The 18,411-nt window shown below is 64.0% G+C and carries 16 protein-coding genes; 12 read left to right on the top strand and 4 right to left on the bottom strand.

The window, feature by feature from the left end:
* The first annotated feature begins 5 nt into the window (after positions 1-5).
* Genes HDC95_RS12070 through dgoD form a run of 3 tightly spaced genes read left to right on the top strand, consistent with a single transcriptional unit; the run spans position 6 to position 2,303 of the window.
* The gene (locus HDC95_RS12070) at positions 6-773 is read left to right on the top strand and encodes a carbohydrate ABC transporter permease (RefSeq protein ID WP_259063767.1); all 768 of its coding nucleotides are present in this window, start codon (positions 6-8) and stop codon (positions 771-773) included.
* A complete protein-coding gene (locus tag HDC95_RS12065) occupies positions 770-1,165 on the top strand; it encodes a bifunctional 4-hydroxy-2-oxoglutarate aldolase/2-dehydro-3-deoxy-phosphogluconate aldolase (protein WP_259063766.1) in 396 nt (131 codons plus the stop codon). Before HDC95_RS12070 ends, HDC95_RS12065 begins: the two co-directional genes overlap by 4 nt.
* Positions 1,166-1,169: 4 nt before the next feature.
* On the top strand, positions 1,170-2,303 hold the full coding sequence (gene dgoD / locus HDC95_RS12060) for a galactonate dehydratase (RefSeq protein WP_259063765.1): 1,134 nt from the start codon (positions 1,170-1,172) through the stop codon (positions 2,301-2,303).
* Between the two features lie 157 nt (positions 2,304-2,460).
* On the opposite strand, the gene HDC95_RS12055 is transcribed toward dgoD, so the two are convergent.
* The 4 genes from HDC95_RS12055 to HDC95_RS12040 all read right to left on the bottom strand — a co-directional run bounded on the left by HDC95_RS12055 (position 2,461) and on the right by HDC95_RS12040 (position 6,601).
* Positions 2,461-3,144, bottom strand: coding sequence for a sugar kinase (locus tag HDC95_RS12055; protein WP_259063764.1), 684 nt, complete (start codon positions 3,142-3,144; stop codon positions 2,461-2,463).
* Between the two features lie 138 nt (positions 3,145-3,282).
* Entirely contained in the window at positions 3,283-4,059 is a 777-nt protein-coding gene (locus tag HDC95_RS12050) for an SDR family oxidoreductase (RefSeq protein WP_259063763.1), read from the bottom strand.
* Entirely contained in the window at positions 4,056-5,099 is a 1,044-nt protein-coding gene (locus tag HDC95_RS12045; protein WP_259063762.1) for a zinc-binding dehydrogenase, read from the bottom strand. Before HDC95_RS12045 ends, HDC95_RS12050 begins: the two co-directional genes overlap by 4 nt.
* 8 nt (positions 5,100-5,107) lie before the next feature.
* Positions 5,108-6,601, bottom strand: a complete 1,494-nt coding sequence (locus HDC95_RS12040; RefSeq protein ID WP_259063761.1) for an aldehyde dehydrogenase family protein — start codon at positions 6,599-6,601, stop codon at positions 5,108-5,110.
* A gap of 170 nt (positions 6,602-6,771) precedes the next feature.
* Here HDC95_RS12040 and HDC95_RS12035 point away from each other — a divergent pair, with 170 nt between their 5' ends.
* From HDC95_RS12035 to HDC95_RS11995, 9 genes are all read left to right on the top strand, one after another.
* Positions 6,772-7,851: a LacI family DNA-binding transcriptional regulator gene (locus tag HDC95_RS12035; protein WP_259063760.1), complete on the top strand. Its 1,080-nt coding sequence runs from the start codon at positions 6,772-6,774 to the stop codon at positions 7,849-7,851.
* A 178-nt stretch (positions 7,852-8,029) separates the two neighbouring features.
* Positions 8,030-9,304: an ABC transporter substrate-binding protein gene (locus HDC95_RS12030; RefSeq protein WP_259063759.1), complete on the top strand. Its 1,275-nt coding sequence runs from the start codon at positions 8,030-8,032 to the stop codon at positions 9,302-9,304.
* Positions 9,305-9,348: 44 nt separating this feature from the next.
* The gene (locus HDC95_RS12025; RefSeq protein ID WP_259063758.1) at positions 9,349-10,308 is read left to right on the top strand and encodes a carbohydrate ABC transporter permease; all 960 of its coding nucleotides are present in this window, start codon (positions 9,349-9,351) and stop codon (positions 10,306-10,308) included.
* A 13-nt stretch (positions 10,309-10,321) separates the two neighbouring features.
* Entirely contained in the window at positions 10,322-11,206 is an 885-nt protein-coding gene (locus HDC95_RS12020) for a carbohydrate ABC transporter permease (RefSeq protein WP_259063757.1), read from the top strand.
* A 21-nt stretch (positions 11,207-11,227) separates the two neighbouring features.
* Positions 11,228-12,346, top strand: coding sequence for a glycosyl hydrolase (locus HDC95_RS12015; protein WP_259063755.1), 1,119 nt, complete (start codon positions 11,228-11,230; stop codon positions 12,344-12,346).
* A complete protein-coding gene (locus HDC95_RS12010; protein ID WP_259063754.1) occupies positions 12,346-13,437 on the top strand; it encodes a mandelate racemase/muconate lactonizing enzyme family protein in 1,092 nt (363 codons plus the stop codon). The genes HDC95_RS12015 and HDC95_RS12010 overlap by 1 nt, the downstream gene beginning before the upstream one ends.
* A gap of 177 nt (positions 13,438-13,614) precedes the next feature.
* Positions 13,615-16,389 carry a glycoside hydrolase family 2 TIM barrel-domain containing protein gene (locus tag HDC95_RS12005; protein ID WP_259063753.1) on the top strand — a complete coding sequence of 925 codons (2,775 nt, stop codon included), beginning with the start codon at positions 13,615-13,617 and terminating at the stop codon, positions 16,387-16,389.
* Between the two features lie 102 nt (positions 16,390-16,491).
* On the top strand, positions 16,492-17,448 hold the full coding sequence (locus tag HDC95_RS12000) for a carbohydrate ABC transporter permease (protein ID WP_396652702.1): 957 nt from the start codon (positions 16,492-16,494) through the stop codon (positions 17,446-17,448).
* Complete coding sequence (locus HDC95_RS11995; RefSeq protein WP_396652701.1) at positions 17,445-18,371, top strand: carbohydrate ABC transporter permease; 927 nt, start codon at positions 17,445-17,447, stop codon at positions 18,369-18,371. The genes HDC95_RS12000 and HDC95_RS11995 overlap by 4 nt, the downstream gene beginning before the upstream one ends.
* Positions 18,372-18,411: the final 40 nt, after the last annotated feature.

Genomic DNA, 18,411 nt, shown 5'->3' with positions numbered 1-18,411 from the left:
CGCTAGTGGTGTTGGTGCCGGTCGCATGGATGCTGTCGACCGCGCTGAAGCCGTCAGAGGAACTGTTCTCGCAGGTTGTGCGATGGCTCCCGGTCCGTCCTACGTTCGACGCGTTCGCCCGGGTCTTCACTGACTATCCCTTCGCCACCTACTTCGCGAACTCGATCGTGGTGGTCACATTGTCGACAGTGATCGCCATCGCTTTCGCGACGTTCGCCGGATATGGTGTCTCACGCTTCGAGTTCCGCGGCAGAGGTTCGCTGATGACGTTCCTGCTGTTGACGCAGATGTTCCCCTCGATCATGCTGCTGATCCCGTACTTCAAGCTGTTCCAGAACTTCGGGCTCATCGATACGCGCACCGCCCTGGTCATCGTCTACGTCTCGTTCCAACTTCCGTTGTGCACCTGGATGATGGTGGGGTACTTCCGATCCATACCGACTGAGCTCGACAGCGCAGCTGAGATGGACGGAGCCGGGAGGGTCCGAACCTTCTTTCAGATCATCCTTCCGCTGACGATGCCCGGTCTGGCAGCGACGGCCATTTACGCGTTCATCAGCGGCTGGAACGAGTACCTGTTCGCGCTGGTCCTCACGTCCAGCGAAGACAAGAAGACCGTGCCGGTGGGGATCGGCCAGCTGATCGGCCAGTACCGGATCGAGTGGAATGATCTGATGGCAGCATCCCTTTATGCGCTCGTGCCCCTCACATTGATCTTCATCTTCTTGCAGAAGCGAATCGTGAGTGGCATGACGGCGGGAGCAGTGAAATGACCGATGCACATGCCGTCGACCTCGCACGAGAAGCCGGCGCCGCTTGCATTGTGGCGCCCGGCTGGGACCCACAGGCCGCGGCAGCAAGCCTCAGCGCGGGAATGCCGCACCTTCCCGGCGTCATGACGCCGTCAGATATCATCGCCGCCCGTGCTGCGGGGCATCGTTGGCTCAAACTCTTCCCCGCGAGCGTGCTCGGCCCATCGATGGTTCGGGCGATGCTCGGTCCCTTCCCGCACGCTTGCTTCGTGGCAACGGGCGGGGTCGATGCTGAAAACGCGAGCGCATTTCTTGAAGCGGGAGCGTCGGCGGTGTCGCTGAGCGGCGCTACACGAACCATATCCGCAGATCATGTGCGGGCTCTTTCCGGGCAGCCTCGAACTCGAAAGTAGGACAATGAGAATCACGGGAGTTCGAATCTTCCACGTTCGACCGCGCTGGACTTTCGTCGCCGTCGATACCGATTGCGGGATTACGGGCTACGGCGAGCCCGTGGTCGAGGGGCAGTCGCTTGTCGTGGCCGAAGCTGTCCGTCATTTTGCTGATTACCTCATCGGCAAGGACCCGCGAATGATCGAACACCATTGGCAGGTCATGTACCGGGGCGGGTTCTATCGCGGCGGCGCCATCGGCGTGAGTGCGATCAGTGGTCTCGAGCATGCTCTGTGGGACATCAAAGGGAAGTTCTACAACGCCCCCGTGTATGAACTCCTTGGAGGGCGCGTTCGTGACCGGATCAGGATGTACGGTCACGGCCGCGGAGAAACGGATGCGGACTTCGTACAGGCGGCCCTCCGCGCGCAGGCGCAGGGGCTCACAGCCATCAAAATCGGGATCGACGGCCCAGCCCGCGCGCTCGAGTCCCAAGACTACGTCGAACGCCAGGTTCGCCGGCTGGCGGCGATCCGTTCGGCGGTGGGCCCGGACTTCGACATTGCTATCGACATGCATGGCCGCATCTCGCCCGCCACAGCGAAGCAGCTCATTTCAGGATTCGAGCCACTCCACCCGCTCTGGGTTGAGGAGCCGTGCCTTCCGGAGAACGTCGATGCCCTCCGCGAGATCGCGGCGGCGACGAGCGTTCCAATCGCCTCCGGCGAGCGACGATTCACCAAATGGGAGTTCCGCGAGCTCATCGACCGTCGCGCGGTCTCGGTTGTCCAGCCCGACCTCTGTCACGCGGGCGGCATTTTCGAGTCGCGGAAGATCGCTGCGATGGCGGAGGCGCAGTACATCAGCGTCGCGCCCCACAACCCTTTGGGACCGATCTCGCTCGCCGCCTGCTTGCAGCTTGACGCGTGCACTCCGAACTTCGTGATCCAAGAGCATCCGTCGATGGACGATGGCAGCGATCTCGGCCACGGCCTGCTCGTCGAGCCCTTCGAGATCATCAACGGCTCCATTGAACTCCCGGCGGCTCCGGGGCTGGGAGTCCAACCCGACGAGGATCTGTTTGCAGAGCGCGCATACGCCGGCGACTGGCGGACCCCGGTCTTCGTCCACGACGACGGATCGCACGGCGACTGGTAGCTCGCGCTCAAAGAGGAGGAGGGCGTCCCGAGCACGGAACGCCCTCCTCCTCTTGGTGCGCTAGTTCAGCGTGACCGTCTGACCAGGCGTAGTCGGACAAGTCCTTCGTCTGACCGTTTATCTCCATTTGTCGACGACGAGACCGTATTTGCGGAGATCAGCGAGCGACGGGATTCGTTCGGGTAAGAGATGCCACGTCCTCGCGTGTCGGGAGAGACTCCCAGTCGCCGGCCGCGGTGCAGGCGAACGCTCCTGCGGATGCACCCATCTGCAGACACGACTCCGGGCTCGCCGCACGCACCCGCTCCGCGAGGTAGCCCGCGACGAATGCGTCACCCGCGCCCACGGTGTTGATGACGTCCACCGGCACCGCGTCGACGTGGAACGCGCTCCCGTCGATGTGAGCGTCAGCTCCCTCCGCGCCACGCTTGATGATGACCTCCGACGGACCGAGCGCGGCGAGGTCATGTGTGGGAAGGAGAGCGCTCGTTTCTGAAGTGTCGAGCGCCAGGGCAGCCTCTTCGACACCGGCGAAGACGATGTCGCTCGACGCGATCAGCTCGCGGTAAACAGGTCGGGTGAGACCGGCATCCCAGAGACGAGAACGATGATTCACGTCGAAGGAGACGAGCACTCCCGCTGCTCGCGTACGTCGGATTGCGGCGAAGATCGTCTCCATGGTGTCGCCTGACAGCGCCGGCGTGATGCCGGTCACGTGCAGAACGCGGGCATTCTCGATGATCCCCGCAGGGATGTCCCCGGGCGTGAGCCGACTGCCGGCGCTACCGGCGCGGTAGTACGAGACGGACGTCTGCGTCGACGAGCGGCGCTCTTTCACCATGAGCCCGGGCGCGCTGCAGCCACCCCGAGACGGGCCAGTCCGATTGCCGTATCAGCGAGTGCCGCGGCGTGGGTGGCGTCCTTGAGGTGACGACTGGAACGATCGGCGACGAGGGCAAGAGAGCGTGCGTGGAGATGGTCATCGGCCGAGCCATCCCCCGTCGACGGGGAGGGTGATCCCTGACACGTAGTCGGCTGCCGAAGAGGCGAGGAACACGACGGCACCCTTGAGGTCTTCCGGACGGCCCCAACGACCGGCCGGGATTCGCTCCAGGATGCTGCGCGAGCGGCTCGGGTCTTCTTGGAGCGCCTGCGTGTTGTCGGTGGCGATGTACCCGGGAGCGATCGCATTGACGGTGACGCCTCTTGCCGTCCATTCATTGGCCAGGGCACGGGTGAGGCCCGCGATGGCGGACTTGGATGCCGTGTAACCGGGAACGGTGATCCCTCCCTGGAAGCTGAGAAGGCTCGCGGTGAAGATCACCTTGCCCTGCCCTCGCTCGAGCATGTGTCGTCCGATTTCCTGCGTGAGCACGAACTGGCTGGAGAGATTCACCTGCAGGACGTGGTCCCAGTCTTCGAGAGAGTGGTCGGCGGCGGGTGCCCGTCTGATCGTGCCCGCGTTGTTGACAAGGATGTCGACCGGCCCCGCTGCAGTCGCGTGGCGAGCGAAGTCGATCACGGCACCCCTGTCGGAGAAGTCGACGGCGTGCGCGCTGAAGGTGCGACCGGTCGCTTCGACCGCGCGACGCGCGGGACTGTCGCCGGGCGCCAAGGTCGCCGATACGCCGACGACGTCAGCTCCCGCTTCGGCCAGACCCCGAGCGATCGCCAGCCCGATGCCACGAGCGGCGCCCGTGACGATGGCTCGCTTGCCTGTCAGGTCGAACGCGCCCAGGTGGTCGCACACCGTCATGCCGCGCCTCCCGCTTGGACATCGACGAGAATCTTCATGGCTCCGCCCGACTGCAGCTGTTCGAAGGCCGCCTGGGTCTGGTCGAGAGGAAGAACGTCCGTGATCATGGTCTCGTGAGGGATGGATCCCTCCGTGAGCAGATCAACGGCGCGCTCGAAGTCCCGGCGCTGGTAGACGCGCGCGCCGAGGATTCTCAGCTCGCGCCAAAACACGCGCTGAAGGTCCAGCGGTCGCGGGTCGGGATGGATGGCAACCACGACGATGGTTCCGCGCACCTTCGCGAGAGACGTTGCCCCGAGCACGGCGGCCGACGCGCCGGATACCTCGAACACGACGTCGGCACCCGCGCCGCCGGTCCAGGCCTCCACCGTCGCCTGCTGGTCCTCGGCGCGAGGATCGATGACATTGAAGCCCAGCTCCCGCGCAACCTGTGACCGCGTGGCATCCAACTCGATGATGCGGACGTCCGCTCCTTCGACGCGCGCGACCGAGGCGATGAGGAGGCCGATGGGGCCTCCTCCGATGACGACCACTTTGTCTCCGGCCGCCACCTCGCCGCGCCGCACATCATGGACGGCGACCGCGACAGGTTCGGCAAGTGCCGCAATCTGCAGGTCGAGGTCGTCGGGCAGTCGCACGAGAGCCGCCGCCGGAACATTCCACCGGCTCTGAAGGGCGCCGGGGGAGTCGATCCCGATGAAGTCGAGGTTCTGGCAGATATGCTGATTGCCTGCTCGGCACGCGGGGCACGTGCCATCCCAGGCGAGGGGCATTACGGTGATGCGGTCGCCCACTTTCCAGTCCGTGACGTCGGACCCTACCTCAGCGATCGAGCCGCTCATCTCGTGTCCGATGACGGCCGGCATCGTCACGCGCGCATCCATGTTGCCGTGAAGGATATGAAGGTCGGTGCCGCACAGGCCGACGTAGGCCACTTCCACCTGTACTTCCCCCGCAGCGGGCGGCGAGGTGGGGGCATCCACGATCGTCATCTGCCCGTTTCCCGCATAGGCGGCCGCGGGCACAGTTGTTCCGTTCATTGCGGCGCTCACTCTCCGTACTCGGGGCCGTAGCCGACGTAGGCCGTCTTCCGCCGTACATAGCGCTCGTAGCCGTGCACGCCGTCGTCGCCGCCGAGTCCAGAATCCTTCCAGCCCGTGTGGAATCCCTGGGGACGTTCGGGGCCGGCCTTGTTGACGTAGATCTCACCGAACTCGAGGTCGTCCAAGGCCCGCATCACGGTGTGGAGATTGCGGCTGTAGACGTACGCCGACAGGCCGTACGGTGTGGCGTTGGCGCGTGCCACCACCTCGTCGTAGCTGGCGAATGTGGTCAGCGAGAGCACCGGACCGAAGACCTCGCTGCGTGCGATGTCCATCTCGGCCGTCACACCAGTCAGCAGGGTGGGCGCGAACCAGTTCCCGGTGGCGAATTCTTCGCCTTCGGGACGCCCGCCGCCCATCTCCAGGGTTGCGCCCTGCTCAACGGCCCTGTCGACCATGGACTTGACCTTGTTCCACTCGCGGTCGGCGACGAGAGGTCCGAGTGCCGAGGACGGATCGAAGGGGTCCTTGGGCTCGACGGCACGCAGGTGAGCGCGCACGCGTTCGAGGAACTCGTCGCGCACGTCTTCGTGCACATAGGTGATCTCATTGCAGGTGCACACCTGACCGGCGTTCCAGAGACGCGCATCCACGGCATCCTTCGCTGCACCATCGAGATCCGCATCCGGGAACACGATGAATGGAGCTTTGCCACCGAGCTCCAGCGACACCGGAATGAGCTTCTCGGCAGCCTGGCGCATGATCTCGCGTCCGCCGCGGGTCGAGCCCGTCATCGTGATCATTCCGACATCGGGGTGATCCACGAGCGCGGCTCCGGTCTGCCGTCCGGGGCCACACACAACGCTCACCAGACCGTCCGGGACGCCGGCGCGTCGGCATAGTTCGGCCAGGGCCATCGCCGACAGGGGCGTGAACTCGCTCGGTTTGATCACTATGGCGTTGCCGGCCATCAACGCCGGTGCTACCTTTCGTGCGAAGATCGCGGCGGGGAAGTTCCAGGGAAGGATGGCACCGACCACACCGATGGGAACCTCGCGCACCGTCAACTGTTCGCCGGACTCGGTGGCGAGCACTTCGCCGATCTCTCGGTACTGCTGGCTGATGGCGAACTCGAAGAAGTTCTGCGCTCCACCGATCTCGCCGACGGCGTCTCGAAAGGGCTTGCCCTGTTCGACGGCGACGATCCGGCCGATCTCTTCCGCGTGCTCGCCGAGAAGCGTGTGGATGCTCCGCAGCACCCGCGCGCGCTGGGTATGGCTGCGCCGCCCCCACTCGCGCTGAGCCTGCACGGCGAGTGAGACAGCCTCCGCGACGAGTTCGGCGGAAGCCGACGGGACATCCGCGACGTGCTCGCCGGTGGCGGGGTTGACCACGGGGAGCGGATCGCCACTGCCTTCCGTCCGCCGCACACCGCCGATGACGTGGCCAGGCTCGGCGCCGAGCAGGCTGTCAACTGTGAAGATCGATCGCACGTCCACGCGAGGTCCTTCCTCGGCGCCGCAGGTCGACGCCAATGTCTTCGTGATCGGATTCATAAGGGAACCGGTTTTTCACCCTAGCGGATCCGTGGGCAGAGGGCAACGTCCCTATGCTATTCGTAACCCCGCCCGACGGATCGGCTGGGAATGGCGATGAAGCAGGGGGCCGAATGAGCGAATCGCAGATGGACAAGGGCGAATCGCCGGATGCTGCCGCTTCGACGCTGCGGGGACGTGCGCGCCTCGTGGATGTCGCTGAGCGGAGCGGGGTGACGAAGTCGATCGTCTCGCGCATCATGAACGACGACCGCAGCCTGCGGATTCGACCCGAGACTCGCGAGCGGGTCAAGGCTGTCGCCGAAGAGCTGGGCTATCGCCCGCACGCCGGCGCCCGTGCGCTCTCGGTGTCGCGCACGGGTGCGTTCGCCCTTCTCATTCCGGACCTGACCAACACCGTGTACGCCGCGATCATGCGCGGGGCCTTCCGGCGGGCGAAGGAGCATGGCTATGTGCTGCTGATCGCCGAGGACACGCCTGATGCGCCGGCCGGTCCGGACGACTACGCCGAGCTCGTCGTCTCAGGACGCGTCGATGGTCTGCTCGTTGCTTCTGCGCGCCCGGGCAACCCACTGGTGGACCGGCTCATGCAGGATCCGACGTCAGTGGCACATGTGTTCGTGAACCGCGAAGTCGAGGGCTCCGGCCGCAACATCGGGCTCGACATGCACGGGGCCAGCGCCCTGGCCGTGAACTATCTGCACTCGCACGGCCATCGCGAAATCGGCCTCACCGCCGGCCCGCCGGACCTGCATCCGGCACGGTCGAGACGAGAAGGCTTCGTCGACCGGATGACATCGCTCGGTCTCGACCCCGCGCGCATCGCGCACGGAGAGTTCAGCGAGCGCGGCGGCTTCGAGGCGGCCGGCGAACTCCTGGCTGCGTACCCGAACTTGACAGCCCTCTATGCGTCGACGTTCGGACAGGCAGTCGGTGCGCTGAAGGCTGCGAGGGAGCGTGGGCTGCGGGTGCCCGAGGACCTTTCGGTAATCGCGTATGACGATTTGTCAGTGGCCGAGTACCTTGACCCGCCTTTGACGACTGTTGCAATGCCCCTGGACGCTCTCGGCGTCGCTGCGGTCGACGCACTCGTTGAGCAGCTCACCACTCAGAAGCCCGCGGAATACCGATTGCCGGATGGATACCGAGTGGTGGAGCGCAAGTCGGTCGCGACGCGTCGCATCGCGAACTGACGCCAATTCACGCCCGGGGTTGCGCGCTGCGCACTCTTCCGCTTACACTCTGAAAAACCGGTTCTCTGATCGGTAGCGCCACACCTGCATTCGCAATGACGCATTGAAAGGGATTGCAATGACGAAGTCATCTTTCGATCCTCGGGGGATCTCCCGTCGAGGTTTTCTGGTTGGTGGGATGAGTGCGGCCAGCCTCGCCCTTCTCGCAGCCTGCTCCCCGGGCGGAGGAGGTTCGAACAGCAACGGAAGTTCCTCCCGGCTGCCGTTCTGGGACATGCCGTGGGGGTCGCCGGGGCAGGCGTACATTGACGCTGGCAAATCGATCACCAAGAGCTACTCGCCGAGCGGAGATCTCCCCGGCGCCACCTATCAGTCGATCCCATGGAACAACTGGCTCCAGACGTTCAGCTCCGCAGTGGCGGCGGGAACGGGTCCGGCGATCAGTACCGGCGGCGCTTTCCAATCGCTGCAGTACTACGTGCAGGACGCCATCCACCCCGCGGACGGTGTGCTGAAGAAGCTGGAGGCCAGCGGAAAGATTGCCGATTTCCTGCCGGGCACTATCGACCAGTTCAAGTACGACGGTGTCTACACCGCGCTGCCGTGGAACGTCGACGCCCGTATGTTCTGGTACCGCAAGTCGTTGCTCGAAGCGGCGGGGGTCGACGTTCCGACCAGCTGGGACGAGCTTCACTCCGCGGGGCTCGCCCTGAAGAAGAACGGGGTATATGGCTTCATCGCCTCGGGTGGTGGCGGCGGAAATGCCTACCAGACGCTTCTCTCGCTCGTGTTCAACAACGAGGGTGGACTGTTCAATGCGGCCGGCGAGCCGGACACGATGACGGACCGCAACCTCGAGGCTGTCGAGTTCGCGCGGATGCTGTCGATCGACGGCATCTTCGACCCCGGAAGCGTCAGCTACTCGACGGCGAACGTCAATGAGCAGTTCATCGCAGGCAAGGCGGCAATGACGATCATGCCGCCCGATCTTGATCAGTCGCTCGAGGATCCCGCCCTCGCGGCAGACACGCTCATCGGCAGCCCGCTTGCGAGCCCCAACGGGACCTTCGGCACACAGGCATACACCAGTGACCTGATGATGTACACCGGCCGAGGCGATTGGGACGTCGAGGCTGTCGAAGACTTCGTCGTGTACTACCTGAGCGCGATGGAGGAGTACTGGAAGCTGGGCGTCCTGAACAAGATCCCGGTCCTGCAGAGCACCGTCGACCTGCCCGAGGTTCAGGAGAATCGCAACCTCGTCAAGGCGATCGAAGAGTGGCTGCCCGTCGGTCGCCCGCTGTTCTCGAACGCAGACCAGGCATTCCCCGAGATCAACGCGATCGATGGTGGCCAGGCGATCACGACCTGGGCCCAAGAAGTGATCCAGGCGGAGAAGAGCGCTGAAGAGATCATGCAGACACTGCAGAACGAGATCGAAAAGGTCATGTAGGCGCCTGCCATGGCGAACACGAGATCAGACAAGTTGGCGGAGAAATGACGACGACGGAACTATTGGTGACCAAGCGACCGAGCCGCAAGAGCTTGGTGCCGGGCGGGAAGGGACCCTCGGGCACGCGTGGATCGCTCTCGCCCGGGCGGAACACCACCATGGCGGCGCTGCTGGCGCCCTCCATCCTGCTCCTGGTCGCGATCAACGCCTACCCCCTCGTGTTCGCCATCGGGCAGTCGCTTCATGACGGCGGCATCACCGGTGCCGGCGACTTCGTCGGGCTGGAGAACTACGCGACCGCGCTGCTGGACCCGGCTTTCTGGAACGCGGCCTGGTTCACCTTGATATTCACCGTCGCCTCCGTCGGTATCAGCTGGATCATCGGGATGACGTTCGCGCTCGTGCTGCGCAACCCTTTCCCGGGGCGATCCGGATTCCGCCTCCTCCTCCTCTTGCCGTGGGTCGTGCCGGTGGTCGTGTCCACAACCAGTTGGAACTTCCTTGTCGCCACGCAGAGCAGCCCTGTCCCCGCTCTCTTCCGCGCGCTGGGGTTCGGTGACGTGCAGTTCCTCTCTGACCCGACGTGGGCGATGATCACGGTGATCGTCTTCAAGATCTGGGGCAGCTTCCCGTTCATGATGCTGATGATGAACGCGGCTCTTCAATCGGTCGACCACAGTGTCGAGGAAGCCGCCCGCATCGACGGGGCCACTGCCTGGCAGAAGTTGCGGTACATCATCCTGCCGATCATCGCGAAGCCAATCTACATCAGCTGGGTTCTCGCCGCGATCTTCACAGTGAACGACTTCCCCACGATCTATCTCCTCACCGGTGGAGGCCCGGTCGGGGCGACGAACACGCTGGTGGTTTTCGCCTACCGGCTGGTGTTCCAGGACTTCCGCACCGGGTACGGCGTGGCTGTTGCCTTCTTGATCACGATTGTGATCGTTGCGGTATCGGTGTACTTCTTCCGGCGCATTAATCGTGCCCCTCTCGCGAACTGATCGGAGCGCAATCATGAGCGAAACTCAGAACCTGGTCGTCGCCCGGGGCGGCTCCCAGAGTGTGCCTGCCCGACCGATGTCGCGATTCGAACGTAAGCGTCGCATCCGCGGGTGGATCACCTCTGCCGTCATGGCGATCGTCACGGTCATCATCCTCACCCCGATCCTCAATATCATCGTGCTGTCATTTCAAGGTGGACAGACGCTCTCAGGCGCAACGATCTGGACGTTCGACAACTTCACCGAGATCTTCACCGAAACTCCGGTCTTCACCTATCTGACGAACAGTCTTATGGTGACATTGGGGACCACGGTGTTCGGCGTCATCATCGGTGCGATGGCCGGGTATCCCCTGTCCCGTCTGATGAACCGATTCGCGCGCGGGTACTCCCTCACTCTGTTCGTCGTGCAGGGTTTGCCGGTGATCGTCATCGTCATCCCCCTGTTCGTCGTCTTCGCCGCGTTGGGGCTTGCCGATAGCTTGGCTGGGGTCGCGATCATCTTCATCGCGGGGAGCATGGCCGTCACGTGCTGGATGATGGCGTCGTACTACGACAGCATTCCGTTCGAACTCGAAGAGGCCGCCTGGGTGGACGGCGCCAGCGTCTTCGGCGCCTTCGTTCGAATCGTGGTGCGCAACTCGTACCCCGGTATTCTGTCGGCCGCCATCTTCAGCTTCCTGGTTGCGTGGAATGACTATCTGGTGGCTGTCGTATTCCTCCGCAGCGAAGACAACTTCACGCTCCCGATCGGCCTGCAGTACTTCTTTCAGCAGAACTCCACCGACTGGGGCCCGGTCATGGCCATGTCCGTCGTCATGCTGCTCCCACCTGTCATCATCTTCGCCGCGCTCAACCGATACTTCTCCATCGGCGGCGTCGGCGGCGCAATCAAGTAAGACCGAAAGGCCATCCGAGCTATGCCCAAACCCATCCTCAGCGCCGCGAGCCAGCGAGCCGCCGCGTATTCATCAGACCCGCAGTGGTTCTGCGACTTCACCGAGGAAGACATCACCGGTCTCGTTCCCGAGCCAGGCGTCCACCGCCGTGACCCCTCCAGTGTTCTATTGAAGGACGGCACCTACCACGTCTGGTACACCAAGTCGACCGGGGATGCGGTCGGCTTCGGCACGGGCGATCCCCTCGCCAAGGTCTTCCCGTGGGATTGGTCCGAGATCTGGCACGCCACCAGCGTGGACGGCGTGGAGTGGAAAGAAGAAGGCAGGGCCCTCGGAGTCGGCGCACCGGGGCAGTACGACGACCGTTCGGTGTTCACTCCAGAGGTGCTCGAGCACGAAGGACGCTACTACCTGGTGTACCAGGTCGTGCAATCCCCCTACCGGCTCCGAAGCCTCGAATCCATCGCCATGGCATCAGCCGATCGGCCAGAGGGTCCGTGGACCAAGGCCTCGGCGCCGCTGCTCGAGCCGGCGCCCAACGGAGAGTGGGCGGGAGAAGAGGATGACCGCCTCGCGGTGCTCTCGCAAGGCGACTTCGACAGCCACAAGGTTCACGACCCGCTGTTGCTCCCACTGAACGGAAAATTCTTCCTCTACTACAAGGGTGAGCAGATGGGGGAGCGCTTCACCTCGGGCGGACGCTCAACGAAGTGGGGCGTCGCGATCGCTGATCGCATCGAGGGTCCGTACACGCGATCCGAGCTGAACCCGGTCACGAACAGCGGCCACGAGACGTGCTTGTGGTTGCACGGGGGCGGTGTGGCTGCAATGCTCACCACCGACGGGCCAGAACGAAACACGATCCAGTTCGCCCCTGACGGCGTGAACTTCGAGATTCAGTCATACGTACCGAATCCCCCGATCGCTGCGGGCCCGTTGCGGGTCGACGCCCCCACCCAGGAGCCGTTGGATGGGCTGCGCTGGGGCCTCTGCCACGACGTCACGGGGGAGTGGGGCTACCTCAAGGCGTTCCGCGCGGACGAGACCCAGAAGTTGAAGTACGAACTCGGAGTGAGTCCCGAAAAGGGCAATGAGGCGTTCCAGGCGAAGCTGGCCGAACTCGCGGACGGAGCACGCTGATGGCGGTCATCGAACGCGTGCGCACCGACCTCTACCGCGTGCCGCTGGCGAACCACCTCACCGACAGCACCCACGGCGTGATGATGGACTTCGAGCTCATCACCGTCCGGATCGAAGACAGCGATGGCGCCACCGGAGTCGGATACACGTACACCGTGAATCACGGCGGTGCTGCCGTCGCCACGATGATCGAGAAGGACCTGTCTACCTGTCTCATCGGGAAGGACGCCGATCAGATCGAGCGCCTCTGGCAGGACATGTGGTGGTGCTTGCACTACGCCGGTCGCGGCGGTCACCAGACGTCTGCGATCTCGGCTGTCGACATCGCCTTGTGGGATCTCATCGGTGTGAAGACCCGGATGCCGCTGTGGAAGCTGTTCGGAGGGTACGACCCACGGGTGCCGGTGTATGCCGGTGGTATCGATCTCGAATTCCCGCTTGCGCGGCTACTCGAGCAAGCAGACGAGTTCCTAGCTCAGGGGTTCCGAGCGATCAAGATGAAGGTCGGTCGTGCCGACCTGCGCGAAGACGTGGCGCGCGTTGCCGCGATGCGCGAGCACCTGGGCGAGGGATTCCCGCTCATGGTGGATGCCAACATGAAGTGGAACGTCGACGAGGCTCTCCGCGCGTCGCGGGCATTCCTGCCTTTCGATCTGACGTGGATCGAGGAGCCCACGATTCCCGACGATGTTGTCGGCAATGCACGCATCGTCGCGCACGGGCAGCACGCGATCGCCGCGGGGGAGAACCTGCACACGATCTACGATTTCGCTCAGGCGATCGAACGCTCCGCGCTTACGCTGCCGGAGCCCGACGTCAGTAACATCGGCGGATACACCGGGTTCCGTAAGGTCGCGGCGCTGGCCGAAGCGCATAATCTCAGCCTCACGTCGCACGGTGTGCACGACTTGACGATCCACTCGCTCGCCGCTGCTCCGCATCGCACGTTCATGGAAGCCCACGGCTTCGGGTTGGACGAGTTCATCGCTCAGCCCATGCAGATCACCGATGGGTATGCGACAGCGCCCGACCGACCAGGTCACGGCGTCGAGCTCGACTTCACCGGACTTACTGCGCTCGACGCCGCCTGAGCGGTTGCGTCACCCTTCGACTCCTGACCCTGACCCCTGACCCGCTCTGCCAGGGCCGACGTCTCGTACGCGTCGGCTTTGTCGGCGCACCCAACATTGAGGACAAGCATGCTTCCTGTCGTCGGCCCTTTCCGACCCTGGACAGACCCGACGCAGACGGCCATCGGGCGGCTCCCCATGACGACCCGGCGCATTGAGGCAGGCGACGTCACTCTGGATGGCACGTGGTCCTTCCGCTTGTTCGATACACCGGACGACGTCCCGGCCGATGCGGTGGCGGGCGACACTGATGCCGTCGAGTGGCACGAGGTCGCGGTGCCGGGGAACTGGACTCTGCAGGGCGTAGGCGACCTCCCTCACTACACGAACATCGTCATGCCCTTCGATGGGCCGCCGCCGAGCCTGCCGGCCCGCAATCCCGCGGGCGTCTATCGGCGCTCGTTTGAGGTGCCACGGCAGTCGGCCGGTTCGCGCATTCGGATCTGTGTGGGTGGGGCCGACAGCGTGCATGTCGTCTACCTCAACGGCCAGTTCATCGGGTACGGAACGGATGCTCGCCTCGACAGCGTGTATGAGGTCACCGACCAGGTTCGCGACGGTGAGAACGAGGTCGCTATCGTTGTGGTCCGCTTCAGTGCGCACAGCTACATCGAAGATCAGGATGCATGGTGGATGGCCGGGCTCCACCGCCCGGTGCACTTGATGATCAGGCCCGCTGATCGCCTCGAAGACGTGCAAGTGGAAGCCGATTGGGATCCTGCGGCGGGCACCGGCTCGCTCCACGTACGTGCCGTCGCGGCCCTGGAGAGGCTGGAGGCGGGATGGTCGCTGCGCACGGCGATCCTCGACGCGGCCACCTCAGCCGCTGTTGCGCACCCCGCGACAGCGCCCGTCGATGTCGATCACACGACCAACTATCAGTTTACCGACGTCGGCGGCACCGTCAGTCTCGACGCGCTCGCGGTCGAGCCCTGGAGTGCCGAGAGCCCTAAGCTTTACACCTGCGAGATCGATCTGCTCAACCCCGAGGGCGGCGTCGTCGACACTGTCACTCAGCGTGTGGGCTTTCGGAGAGTCACCGTTGACGGCCCTGATCTGCTCGTCAACGGCCAGCGGGTGTGGATCCACGGCGTGAACCGACACGACCACCACCCCGATCGCGGAACCGCGGTTACGGTGGATGACATGCGCGCGGACCTCGTGCAGATGCGTCGCCACAACATCACCGCGATCCGGACCGCGCACTATCCGAACCGGCCGGAGTTCTTGGACCTGTGCGATGAACTGGGCTTCTACGTCGTCGACGAGGCGGACATCGAGTCTCACGCCTATAACTGGCACGTGTGTGACCGTCCGGAGTATCGAGAAGCATGGGTGGAACGCGTTGCGCGCATGGTGCAGCGCGACAGGAATCACCCCAGCGTCATCATGTGGAGCCTCGGGAACGAGTCCGGCTATGGAGCCAATCACGACGCTGCGGCCGCATGGGTGCGCCGGTCAGATCCGACACGACCGCTCCACTACGAGGATGCGGTTCGTACTCAGGGCTGGATCGACGGCGGTCGCCACGCGACGGACGTGGTGTGCCCGATGTATCCCACTGTCCCCGAAGTGGCCGACTACGGCCGCGCTGTGGCTGACGGCCGCGCGGACAGGCCGTTCATCATGTGCGAGTACAGCCACGCGATGGGCAACGCGAATGGTTCACTCGCCGATTACTGGGACGTGATCCACTCTTATCCTGGCCTGCAGGGAGGCTTCATCTGGGAGTGGAAGGACCATGGGCTTCGTCATCCTGACGCCGCCGATCGTCGGCTGCACTACGGAGGCATGTTCGGCGAAAAACCGCACGACGGAAACTTCATCGCGGATGGACTGGTGTCCTCTGACCTGACGCCTCATCCAGCCATGGCAGAAGTTTCCTGGGTCTATCGCCCCGTGGCGACGTCGGTCGAGGCTGGCCAGCTCGTCGTGGAGAATCGTCGGTCGTTCGCATCCCTGGGAGACCTGTACGCACGCTGGGTTTTCACCGACGGCGACACTGAGATCTCGGGGGACCTGGAGTGCGTCGATGTCCCACCCGGTGAGCATCGTAGCGTCCCTCTCCCTCTCGTTCTTCCGCAAGATCTCGGGGGCGTGCTGACCGTCCGCTGGTACCTGCGCGGCACGAGCTGGTTCGCTGAGGCGGATCACTTGGTCGCTTGGGACCAGCACATCGTCGACGGCCCGATCGCCGGACGGTCGCCGGCCGCACCCGTCGCACAAGGAGTTATCGTTGCGGGCCCAGTGCCGCAACTGTGGCGGGCGGCCGTGGACAACGACGGGTTCAAGCTCATGCTCGAGTGGGCAGCCGCCGAATCCAAGGGTAGCCAGCGGCTGCACAAGTGGCTGCAACAGGGGATCGACAGCGTCGACCCGACGGGCCTGATCGAGTACGACCGTGCGGTCGAGCTCGGCCATGAATCGCATACCTTCACGATCCCGAACGACCTGGCGGGAGTGCCTCGCGTGGGAGTCCGCTACGAGATCGACCCTCGATTCACCAGGATGCGCTGGTTCGGTCGCGGGCCGGGCGAAAACTACCCGGATCGCAAGCGCGGGAGCATGATCGGACTTTGGGAGGCCGGCATCGACGCGCAGCCGTACCTTGTTCCTCAGGAGTACGGGTTGCGTACAGACGTTCGTTGGGTCGAACTGATCGACCCAACGGACGGAGACCGGCTGCGGATCGAGACTTCAGGGGAGCCGTTTTCTTTCTCAGCGGTTCGGCACACCGCCGAAGAGTTGTATGACTCCCCGCACGAAGCGGAGCTCACCGAGCACCCTCACCTGATCTTGAGCCTAGATGCCGCACACCGCGGCCTGGGCAACGGCGCATGCGGTCCCGAGCCTCACGAGGAGTACGAGATCGGCTCGGGGACGTACACACTCGCCTACACGATCACGCGCTGACACCGTCGAAGAAGTCGTCGCCCCGCCGCTCGTTCAAGTGGAGCGACGTCCTCCAAGGGTATCTGATATGTTAGGGAAACCGGTTTAACGATGGGACGGTCAATGCCGACGATTCACCAATCGCCCCCGCGCGAGCCATCAACGACTCGCCGTGAGCCGCCTTCGCGACGTGGACGCGGGCGAATCGAACGCTCCCAGGCTCGAGCCGGACTCGGGTTTCTCGCACCGTTTCTCATCGTGTTCGCCCTGGTGTTCATCGCGCCATTGCTGTACGCGGTCTACCTGAGCCTGTTCAAGACGCAGCTCATCGGCGGGACTGCGTTTGTGGGGCTCGACAACTACGCTCGCGCTTTCGCAGACGAGAAGCTTTGGAGAGGATTGGGACGGGTGCTTCTCGTCCTCCTGGTGCAGGTGCCGATCATGCTCGCGGTTGCGGTGTTCGCGGCGCTGGCGATCGACAGTGGACGTCTGGCGGGTGCGCGCTTCTACCGCATCGGGATCTTTCTTCCCTACGCCGTTCCCGGGGTGGTCGCCGTGCTCATGTGGGGCTTCATCTACAGCGAGCGGTATGGACTCACCGGCAACGTCAACGAGGTGCTCGGCGCACCGCTGCTGGATCCGTTGTCTCAAGCCTGGATCCTCCCGGCCATCGGGAACATCCTGACGTGGGAGTTCATGGGATACAACATGCTCATCTTCTACTCCGCGCTGCGCACGATCCCCAGCGATTTGTACGAGGCGGCCGCGATCGACGGCGCAGGACCGGTGCGGGTCGCCTGGAGCATCAAGCTCCCCGCCCTCAGGGGGGCGTTGGTGATCGCGACGATCTTCTCGATCATCGGCAGCTTCCAGCTGTTCAACGAGCCGAACATCCTCCAGACACTCGTTCCCACGCTGATCTCGAGTTTCTTCACGCCGAACATGTACGCGTACAACTTGAGCTTTGTCGGTCAGCAGTTCAATTACGCGGCCACGGTCGCCATCATCATGGGGATCATCACAGCCGTGATCGCCTACGTCGTGCAACTGCGCGGCGCGAAGGAGGCGCTGCGGTCATGACGTCTTCAGCGATCGACGAGTCCACGCGCGCGATCACCACGAGGGGAGCGCGCGCGCGACTGCGTCAGAGTGACCGGCCGCGCCGACGCTCCTCGCTCGTGCTCAGCGTGGCGATGGGCCTTACGATTCTGTACTCCTTGCTCCCGCTGGCGTGGTTGCTGATCAGCTCGACGAAGACGCAGACCGAGCTGATCACGTCCTTCGGATTGTGGTTCTCCGGACCGTTCGCTTTCTTCGACAACATCGCGGCGACGCTTGTCTACGACGACGGCATCTTCCTGAGGTGGTTCGGGAACACCGTCCTCTACGTCGTCCTGGGCGCAGGGGGTGCCACCATCCTGGCAACGCTCGGAGGCTACGGGCTCGCGAAGTTCCGGTTCCCGGGCAAGAAGCTGGTTTTCGCCGTCATTCTCGGCGCGATCGCCGTCCCAGGGACAGCGCTTGCCGTCCCCACATTCCTCATGTTCAGCGCGGTGGGCCTGACCAACACGATCTGGGCAGTCATCATCCCCTCTTTGGTAGCGCCGTTCGGGCTGTACCTCATCTGGGTATACGCCGCCGATGCGATCCCGAACGAGATTCTCGAGGCGGCTCGAGTGGATGGCGCGGGAGAAGTGCGCACCTTCTTCACGATCTCGGTGCGCATGCTGGTCCCCGGGATCGTGACAGCCGCACTGTTCGCGGTCGTCGCGACGTGGAACAACTACTTCCTCCCGCTGATCATGCTCAGCGATCCGGCATTGTTTCCACTGACAATCGGGTTGCAGCAGTGGAATGCGCAGGGTGTCGGGTCAGGCGCGGATCCGATCTTCAACCTCGTCATCACTGGCTCTCTCTTGACGATTGCACCGATCATCGCAGCATTTCTGTTCCTCCAGCGCTACTGGCAGTCCGATCTCGGCGCCGGCGGGGTCAAGCAGTGACGAAGGGGACACTGCTCGATCAGCCCCCTCCCCTCAGAGT

The sequence above is a fragment of the Microbacterium sp. AK031 genome (assembly GCF_024807145.1).
Classification (GTDB): Bacteria; Actinomycetota; Actinomycetes; order Actinomycetales; family Microbacteriaceae; genus Microbacterium.
The sequence above is the reverse complement of the archived record's forward strand: the minus strand, read 5'-3'. Positions and strand labels throughout refer to the sequence as shown.

Bases quoted from the DNA above. Each gene is read 5' to 3' on its own strand.
- HDC95_RS12030 (WP_259063759.1), top strand. From the start codon at position 8,030: ATGAGTGCGGCCAGCCTCGCCCTTCTCGCAGCCTGCTCCCCGGGCGGA.
- HDC95_RS12055 (WP_259063764.1), bottom strand. From the start codon at position 3,144: ATGGTGAAAGAGCGCCGCTCGTCGACGCAGACGTCCGTCTCGTACTAC.
- HDC95_RS12035 (WP_259063760.1), top strand. From the start codon at position 6,772: ATGAGCGAATCGCAGATGGACAAGGGCGAATCGCCGGATGCTGCCGCT.
- HDC95_RS12020 (WP_259063757.1), top strand. From the start codon at position 10,322: ATGAGCGAAACTCAGAACCTGGTCGTCGCCCGGGGCGGCTCCCAGAGT.
- HDC95_RS12000 (WP_396652702.1), top strand. From the start codon at position 16,492: ATGCCGACGATTCACCAATCGCCCCCGCGCGAGCCATCAACGACTCGC.
- HDC95_RS12045 (WP_259063762.1), bottom strand. From the start codon at position 5,099: ATGAACGGAACAACTGTGCCCGCGGCCGCCTATGCGGGAAACGGGCAG.
- HDC95_RS12015 (WP_259063755.1), top strand. From the start codon at position 11,228: ATGCCCAAACCCATCCTCAGCGCCGCGAGCCAGCGAGCCGCCGCGTAT.
- HDC95_RS11995 (WP_396652701.1), top strand. From the start codon at position 17,445: ATGACGTCTTCAGCGATCGACGAGTCCACGCGCGCGATCACCACGAGG.
- HDC95_RS12050 (WP_259063763.1), bottom strand. From the start codon at position 4,059: ATGACGGTGTGCGACCACCTGGGCGCGTTCGACCTGACAGGCAAGCGA.
- HDC95_RS12025 (WP_259063758.1), top strand. From the start codon at position 9,349: ATGACGACGACGGAACTATTGGTGACCAAGCGACCGAGCCGCAAGAGC.
- HDC95_RS12010 (WP_259063754.1), top strand. From the start codon at position 12,346: ATGGCGGTCATCGAACGCGTGCGCACCGACCTCTACCGCGTGCCGCTG.
- HDC95_RS12005 (WP_259063753.1), top strand. From the start codon at position 13,615: ATGACGACCCGGCGCATTGAGGCAGGCGACGTCACTCTGGATGGCACG.
- dgoD (WP_259063765.1), top strand. From the start codon at position 1,170: ATGAGAATCACGGGAGTTCGAATCTTCCACGTTCGACCGCGCTGGACT.
- HDC95_RS12065 (WP_259063766.1), top strand. From the start codon at position 770: ATGACCGATGCACATGCCGTCGACCTCGCACGAGAAGCCGGCGCCGCT.